Annotated in this window: 2 protein-coding genes and 1 pseudogene; all 3 read right to left on the bottom strand. The window is 44.8% G+C overall.

Translation table 11 applies throughout. The annotated features are described in order from the left end of the window. A partial coding sequence (locus AC5KOD_RS02710; protein ID WP_496913003.1) for an energy-coupling factor ABC transporter ATP-binding protein occupies positions 1–730 on the bottom strand: 730 nt, incomplete at its 3' end. Further along, positions 718–1,353, bottom strand: a complete 636-nt coding sequence (locus AC5KOD_RS02715; RefSeq protein WP_496913004.1) for an energy-coupling factor transporter transmembrane component T — start codon at positions 1,351–1,353, stop codon at positions 718–720. The genes AC5KOD_RS02710 and AC5KOD_RS02715, both read right to left, overlap by 13 nt. A 100-nt stretch (positions 1,354–1,453) precedes the next feature. Continuing rightward, positions 1,454–1,851, bottom strand: a pseudogene (locus AC5KOD_RS02720) (hypothetical protein); the annotation flags it as partial.

Consider the following 1,851-nt stretch of genomic DNA (forward strand, 5'->3'; position numbering starts at 1 on the left):
GAACCCCTGATCCTTCAAATTCTGGTGAGGTGATGACCGTTTGCCAAGTTCCCCGCTTCACCACTTTTCCTTGATCCATTAACAATAACTCATCAACCCATGGTGCTAATAAATCAACGGTCTGCTCAATAATAAAAACCGTCTTGCCTCGTTCCTTCAGTAAGCCAATCAGCTGATAGATTTCGCGACTACTGGCAGGGTCAAGCTGAGCGGTGGGCTCATCTAGCACAAAAACGTCGGGATTCATGACATAGGTCGCAGCAAAGGCGACTCTTTGCTGTTGCCCACCTGACAGCTTAAAGGGATGGCGCTCGCGTAAGTCCTCGAGCTTGAAAAGCTGGAGAGTTTCTTCTATCCGTCTCGTCATTTCCTTTGGCTCGATCCCTAAATTCTCCAAGCCATAGGCCAGTTCTTCAAAAACTGTTTCTTTAATGCCACTTAATTGGTTAAAAGGATTTTGAAAGACATAACCGATTTTCCCGACTAAGCTAGAGATTGATTGTTCCAAAAGTGATTGCCTCTCGAAGGTCACCTCGCCGACTAGCTCCCCTTGATAAAAGTGAGGGATAAAGCCAATCAGTAGCTGACTAAAGGTGGTCTTACCTGATTCATTGGCACCAATCACCCCATAAATCTTGCCTTCCTCAAAGCCTTCGCTAACCTCACGTAACGCCAACTTTTGGCTGATCGGATAGCGGTAAGAGACATTTTTAAGTTCTATAAAAACCATTTTGTCACCTGCCATCCACTTATAGTGACTAGGACCATCACGGCTAGAAGTTGTAGCCATTTATCATAGGGATGGGGCATTATTTCTCGGATATGAGACTTTTCGATGGTTGAAAAACCGCGTGCTTCTAAGGTCAAAGCTCGCTCTTCGGTGGCGACAATTGCACTGACGAGAAGCGTCCCCATAATCGGTAGATAGGCGCGCATCCGACTAAGTAAGCTACCTGTCACGAGCATCCCCCGTGCTTGTTGGGCGACGACGATGCGCGCGGTTTGTTGGCGGAGCTCGGGAATAATCTGAAAAGCTGCCATTACGACATAGGCACTTCTTTTGCTTAAGCCTTGTTTTTCTAATGCCGACGTCATGTCCTTAATCAAGGTGGTTTCGATCAGCAAAAAACTACTTAACCCGATAACTAAAATAACACTCGATAGATTCAGTCCGTAAACTAAGCCGAGGCTTTTCAGTGCCAACGGTCCGATAAAAATGTCTGCTTCACCTGAGGTAAAAAACAGGCCTTGGATGATGAGTAATAAGATGATGAGTAGGCCAAAGCTTTTGATTAGCTTTTTAAGTATTAATTTAAACTTGCCATTTAAACCACAGATAATAGATAAAAGCATTCAAATAATTAGATTTAATTGCCATTTGCTTAACAGTAATGCGCTAATTATAATTACCGTTAACCAAACTAATTTCGTTATGGGGTACCACTCGACTAGTTTACAATTCATCGGATTGCCCTCTGAAAAAGTAATGTCCATAGGGAAATTGGACGAGTTTGGTTAAGGGGAGATTTTTCAGCAAGAGGTAGACCATCAGTGAGGTTCCCATCTTGTCAATCATGCCAAATAGTAACCCTGTGGTCATCACGGAGCTCATCATTTGGCGACCACTAGCAAGCAATAAGCCAGTGGCAATGCTCGTGCCTGTACCAGTGACACCGCCAAAGAGATAGACGACGATTGGTGCAGAGATAATCACTGAAACCACAGCAAGTACACTGCCGACAATCAGACTACCACCCCAGTTTCGGTAAAATCCGAGACGACTTGCGAGGCTTGCGACTAGGGCAATCCCAATGGCTGAAAGAACAAAAGGAAAAGCCTGTGGGCGGAGTA

It is taken from the genome of Vagococcus sp. WN80Y (assembly GCF_059621045.1).